The sequence below is a fragment of the Streptomyces sp. NPDC007162 genome (genome assembly GCF_040634175.1).
Classification (GTDB): domain Bacteria; phylum Actinomycetota; class Actinomycetes; order Streptomycetales; family Streptomycetaceae; genus Streptomyces.
In genome coordinates this window covers 1-5,063 of the sequence record NZ_JBEYFC010000582.1, presented here as the reverse complement: position 1 = coordinate 5,063, position 5,063 = coordinate 1, and the positions used below count along the sequence as shown (strand labels likewise).

General features: G+C 70.0%; 6 protein-coding genes and 1 pseudogene. 5 read left to right on the top strand and 2 right to left on the bottom strand.

Annotation, left to right across the window (positions count from 1 at the left end):
* Positions 1 to 217 precede the first annotated feature (217 nt).
* From ABZ646_RS39745 to ABZ646_RS39735, 3 genes and pseudogenes are all read left to right on the top strand, one after another.
* Positions 218 to 805, top strand: a complete 588-nt coding sequence (locus ABZ646_RS39745) for a bifunctional 4-hydroxy-2-oxoglutarate aldolase/2-dehydro-3-deoxy-phosphogluconate aldolase (protein WP_360530558.1) — start codon at positions 218 to 220, stop codon at positions 803 to 805.
* Between the two features lie 50 nt (positions 806 to 855).
* On the top strand, positions 856 to 1,776 hold the full coding sequence (locus ABZ646_RS39740) for a sugar kinase (protein ID WP_360530555.1): 921 nt from the start codon (positions 856 to 858) through the stop codon (positions 1,774 to 1,776).
* A gap of 15 nt (positions 1,777 to 1,791) precedes the next feature.
* A pseudogene (locus ABZ646_RS39735) lies at positions 1,792 to 2,693 on the top strand (SMP-30/gluconolactonase/LRE family protein).
* A gap of 90 nt (positions 2,694 to 2,783) precedes the next feature.
* On the opposite strand, the gene ABZ646_RS39730 reads toward ABZ646_RS39735, so the two are convergent.
* Both ABZ646_RS39730 and ABZ646_RS39725 read right to left on the bottom strand, forming a co-directional pair.
* Positions 2,784 to 3,260, bottom strand: a complete 477-nt coding sequence (locus ABZ646_RS39730) for a histidine kinase (RefSeq protein WP_360530552.1) — start codon at positions 3,258 to 3,260, stop codon at positions 2,784 to 2,786.
* Between the two features lie 338 nt (positions 3,261 to 3,598).
* Positions 3,599 to 3,760: a hypothetical protein gene (locus tag ABZ646_RS39725; RefSeq protein ID WP_360530550.1), complete on the bottom strand. Its 162-nt coding sequence runs from the start codon at positions 3,758 to 3,760 to the stop codon at positions 3,599 to 3,601.
* 259 nt (positions 3,761 to 4,019) lie between these two features.
* On the opposite strand from ABZ646_RS39725, the gene ABZ646_RS39720 reads away from it, so the two are divergent.
* Entirely contained in the window at positions 4,020 to 4,172 is a 153-nt protein-coding gene (locus tag ABZ646_RS39720; RefSeq protein ID WP_360530547.1) for a hypothetical protein, read from the top strand.
* An 87-nt stretch (positions 4,173 to 4,259) separates the two neighbouring features.
* The gene (locus ABZ646_RS39715; RefSeq protein ID WP_360530544.1) at positions 4,260 to 4,538 is read left to right on the top strand and encodes a transposase; all 279 of its coding nucleotides are present in this window, start codon (positions 4,260 to 4,262) and stop codon (positions 4,536 to 4,538) included.
* Positions 4,539 to 5,063 lie beyond the last annotated feature (525 nt).

Here is a 5,063-nt window from a genome sequence, read left to right as displayed (position 1 = left end):
GCCTTGGGTCAAGGCCCCACCTTTACTGTCGGCTGACGTTCGTTCCGGCACGCCCTGACGGTGCCCAGTCGCGAAGCTGGGTGCCGTCAGCCCTTGATGGCGCCGGTGAGGACGCCGGTCCTGAAGTGCTTCTGCATGAACGGGTAGACGACGAGCAGGGGGACGAGGGTCAGGACGATGACGGCCATCTGCAGGGGAATCGCTCCGAGCCCAACGCCTGCTGGCGATCGTACGGGGCAAGGTCCCCGCCGCGGACCTGCGTACCGTGCGCCCCCTCGCGGAGGAGGGGATCGCGGCCATCGAGGTCTCACTGACCACCGCCGACGCCCTGACCGTGATCAGGCAGGCCCGCGCCGGACTCGGCCCCGACGCACTCCTCGGCGCCGGAACCGTGCGCTCGGCCACGGACGCGGCTCGCGCCGTGGACGCCGGTGCGTCGTACCTCGTCACCCCCGCACTGGTCGACGGGCTGGAGACCTACGGCATACCCGTCCTGATGGGTGCCCTGACACCGACCGAGATCGAAACCGCCCTCGCACGAGGTGCCGACGCGATCAAACTCTTCCCCGGCATTCTCGGCGGCCCCGGCTATCTGCGGGCGCTGCGCGACCCCTTCCCCGAGGTGCCCTTCGTGCCCGTCGGCGGAGTGGGCGCACAGGCGGCCCGCGACTACCTGGACCGGGGTGCGGTCGCCGTCGGCGTCGGCTCACCTCTCGTCGGGGATGCGGCCGACGGTGGCGACCTCGACCGACTCTGCGCCCGCGCGGCCATGTTCCGCAAGGTGGCCGCGGGGGAGACGCCGTGACGACTTCAGATCACCATACCCCGCCCGAAGTGGTGACCTTCGGCGAGACGATGGCGGCGCTGCGAGCCAACGCCGCCCTGCGGCTCGGCGGCAGCCTCCGCCTGTCCGTCGCGGGAGCCGAGTCCAACGTCGCCATCGGTCTCGCCCGGCTCGGGCACCGGTTGCGCTGGGCCGGCCGGGTCGGCGCGGACGAACTCGCGGCGCTCGTGCTGCGCACCCTGCGCGCCGAGGGCGTCGACGTTGATCACGCCGTCACCGACGGCACCGGTCGCCCCACGGGACTGCTGCTCACCGAACCCCGCCTGGGCACGCTCACGCGCGTCAGCTACTACCGCGCCGGTTCCGCCGGTTCGGCCGTCTCACCGGCCGACGTACTCCCGGCGCTGGCCGCGGCACCCCGCATCCTGCACCTGACCGGCATCACGCCGGCGCTCAGCCCTGCGGCGGCCGAGGCCGCCTTGGCCGCCACCACCACCGCACGCGAAGCTGGCATCACCGTATGCCTCGACGTCAACCATCGCTCCCGGCTGTGGACCGCCGACCGCGCCCGCACCGCGCTCCGGCCGCTGTTGGCCCGCACCGACCTGCTCATCGCCTCCGAGGACGAGCTGCCGCTGATGCTGGAGCGACCCGGCGTGGACGAACCGGAGGCCGTGCGCAGCGTTCTGGCGGAAGGGGGCGGCGAGGTGGTCGTCAAACGGGGCGCGAGCGGCGCGACGGCCTTCACCGCGGACGGGGCGACCGACTGCGCGGCACGACAGGTCGACGCCGTCGATCTGGTCGGTGCGGGCGACGCCTTCGTGGCCGGATACCTGTCCGGACTGCTCGACGGCGTGGACGTCCCGGCCCGGCTGCACCGAGCCGTCACCACCGCGGCCTTCGCCGTCGCCACCCGCGGCGACTGGGAGGGCCATCCGATGCGGGACGAACTCGGTCTGTTCGACCAGCCAGACGGCACTACGATCCGCTGATCCCGGAGACGGAACATGACATCAATGGCAGCGTCGGCGACGGTCGTCGTGGACGGAGCGTACGAACTCGCCGAAGGCGGCCGCTGGTTCGACGGCCGGTATGTGTACGTCGACATCCTCAGCGGTCGGCTCTTCGAACTGCCCGACGACCGCGACCACACCGGCCCGACCCAACTCGCGCGCCTTGACATACCGTTGGGCGCCGTCGCCCCGGTCTCCGGCCGACCGGGCAGCTGGATCGCCGCCGCGGGCACCGGCATCGCGCTGCTCACCCCTGACGGCGCCCTGGAATGGCTGGACCGCCCCGAGGACCGCACCCCGGCCCTCTGCCGCATGAACGACGGCGTTGCCGACCCTGCCGGCCGCTTCTGGGCCGGGAGCATGGCCTACGCGCCACCCCCGGCGCGGGCTCCCTCTACCGCACGGACACCGACGGCACGGTGGTCCGCGTCCTCGACGGCCTGACCATAGCCAACGGCCCGGCGTTCACCGCCGACGGCGCGATCATGTACCTCGCCGACACGGCCGCCGGCACGATCCTGCGCTGCCGGGTCGATCCCGTCTCGGGCGATCTCTCCGGCTGCCGGCATACCTTCGCGCAACTGCGCGTCGGCGAAGGCAGCCCCGACGGAATGACCGTCGACGCCGAGGGATGTCTGTGGGTCGCGATGTGGGGGGCCGGTGAGGTCCGCCGGTACCACCCCGACGGCCGCCTGCTCCACACCGTGACCGTCCCCGCCCCGCACCCCACCTCGGTGTGTCTGCATCCCGGTGGCAACCGCCTCTTCGTCACCACGGCCCGGTACGGGGTGAAGAGCCCGACCGCCGACTCCGGCGCCGTGCTGAGTATCCCCGTACCGGTCCGGGGAACAGCAGGTTGCTGCTGGCATGCAGGCCGTCCAGTGTCCAAGGGGTAGCGTCTCTGGGCCGTTCGGCCGGCGGTCTGCGTGTCGTCCAGCTCTGGGTGTGTGTCCTCCTCACGGGTGCACGCGCGAGGCCGTACGGCGTCAGGGGCGGCCGCGTGGACAGCTGCCTGGGAGCGCAGTCGGAGCTGGGGATTTCCTACGTGCCGACCCACACCCCGAGTCCGGGGAAGACGAGCAGGGTGTCGGCGTCGAGCACGACGATGTAAGTGTCCGGGCGCCGCGTTCGGGTTGGGTGGCGGCGAGCGCGGCGGCGCCGTCGGCGAGGCCGACGATGACGGCGAGGGTACGGCGAAGGATGTCGTGCATCTCGCGGGAGACCCGGGAACGTTCTTGCGCGACGGCGAGGTGAGCCTGGCGGTCGCGCTCCTTGCGCAGCGCGACGGCGTAGGCGTGGGCCAGCCGTGTGAGCAGGCCCAGCAGGGCGAAGGTCATCAGGCCGGCCACCGCCATCGGGCTCACGACTTCCGGCCGGGTCGCAAACTCCAGACGGCGGCCTTGCCAGAAGACGACGGCCCAGGCGACCAGCTGTGCGGTGGCCACGCTTATTGCGACGGCCAACTGCCGTGGTGTGCAGTAGTGGCCGACATTGAACAGGCCACCCGTGCTGCCTCGGCGCCCGTCAGCACGCCCAGCGGAAGGGCTGCCACGGAGACGGCGGTGACGATCACGAAGACCAGCATGGGGTGGTGTTCCCGCCATAGCAGGGGAACGCAGAACGCGACCAGGAGGAGCAACTGCAGGGGGCCGGGGCGGTGTGGTAGGGGTTGGCGTAGGAGGTCACGCCGAGTCCGCCGCAGAAGACCGGAACGCCCCAGTGGCGGACCCAGGGATGGGCCCGGTCGGCCTGCCGCCACGTCGCTAGTGCTGCTCCGCGTTAGTTCGTGGAGGGGTGTTGGTCAGGCTGGCGGGTCGCCGAGGTAGAGGTAGCAGGCGCAGTCCAGGCAGTCCTCGGGGCTGCCGAAGGGTAGGCCGGTGGGCAGGAAGTTGTCCTGGTAGGTGCCTCGGCTGGCCAGGTAGAGGGCGAAGCCCCAGGTGTGCAGGACGCCGGTAAAGCGCATGCGGCACAGGGGGATCTGCTCGCCGTCCTTGAGTTCGCCGCTTACGTAGGCGAATCCGGTGTGGAAGCGGACCTCGACATGGACCAGTTATGGCCAGCGGTCCTTCGCGCGGGCGTTGAGGCGAACACGCAGGTTGTGCTGCATCGAGTCGGGTGGGTTCTTCGGCACGGCCCCATCCTGCCCGGTTCGCCGGTGGCCCGACGTGATCACCGATCATGAACGTACTAGGCATCTGGACGGAGCAGTTGCGTCGGTTGCCGTGACCTTGGACGAAACCGCGCGCAAGGTGCTGGAGCGGCTGGCCGTCTCCGCGAAGGCCCAGGTCCGCCAGGTCCTGCGTGCCCGGATCGTGCTCGCGGCCACAGACGGCTGGCCAACGCCGAGATCGCCCGTGAGCTGGGCATCGCGGTGAACACCGTCCGCAAGTGGCGCGGACGCTTCGCCCAGCACGGCACCGAGGGACTGAAGGACGCCAGGCGCTCGGGCCGACCCATACGTAGTGCTGGACAACGGCTCCTCACACACCGCCAAGCACACCAAGGCGTGGTTCACGGCACATCCGCGCTGGAGAGCGCACTTCACCCCGCCCCACGCCTCCTGGCTCAACCAGGTCGAGCTGGTCTTCTCCGCCCTGACCCGCAGCGTGCTGCGGCATGGCGACTTCGCAAGCCGCGACGACCTCATCGACAAACTGAACAGCTACATCATCAACCGCAACGCAACCGCGAAGCCCTTCCGCTGGACCTATGACGGCACCCCGCTCAAGGAAGCAGTCTGACCAGCCACGATCCTCAGGGGGGATCAAATGCCCATCACCAGCCCATGTCCCTGCGACATCTGCTTGCGCCGCATCGATCTCCGCAGCCATGACTTCGGGAACGTCGGTGTCCTGCTCGAACCGACTCAGCAAGTCCACCAGAGCCTGCTTCTGCGCGGCGTGCCCGATCGGGACCGTATTGAGATCCACGCTCATCAGCCAGTTGAACAGCACCACCGCGTCGGCACGCCACAAGCTGACGGTCACCACGGGCAGGTCCGGATCCATGCACCAGATACTGCCCGATCGACTGGGACAACGTGATCACACCGACGCGGCAGCCCTTCCAGCCCCCTCCACGAACTAACGCGGAGCAACACTAGTGGTGTACACGAGCACGACGCACGCGGACACCGGCTACCACCGTCATCGGTGCCACGCACGGCGAGACCGAGGAGTATCTGCGGGACCGCGGAATCCCCAGCGTGCTGCTGCGCAACGGCTGGTACCTGGAGAACTACACCAGCCAACTGCCGCAGATCCTGC

Excerpts from the sequence above, each read along its gene's own strand:
- ABZ646_RS39740 (WP_360530555.1), top strand. The coding sequence starts at position 856 with ATGGCGGCGCTGCGAGCCAACGCCGCCCTGCGGCTCGGCGGCAGCCTC.
- ABZ646_RS39725 (WP_360530550.1), bottom strand. The coding sequence starts at position 3,760 with ATGCGCTTTACCGGCGTCCTGCACACCTGGGGCTTCGCCCTCTACCTG.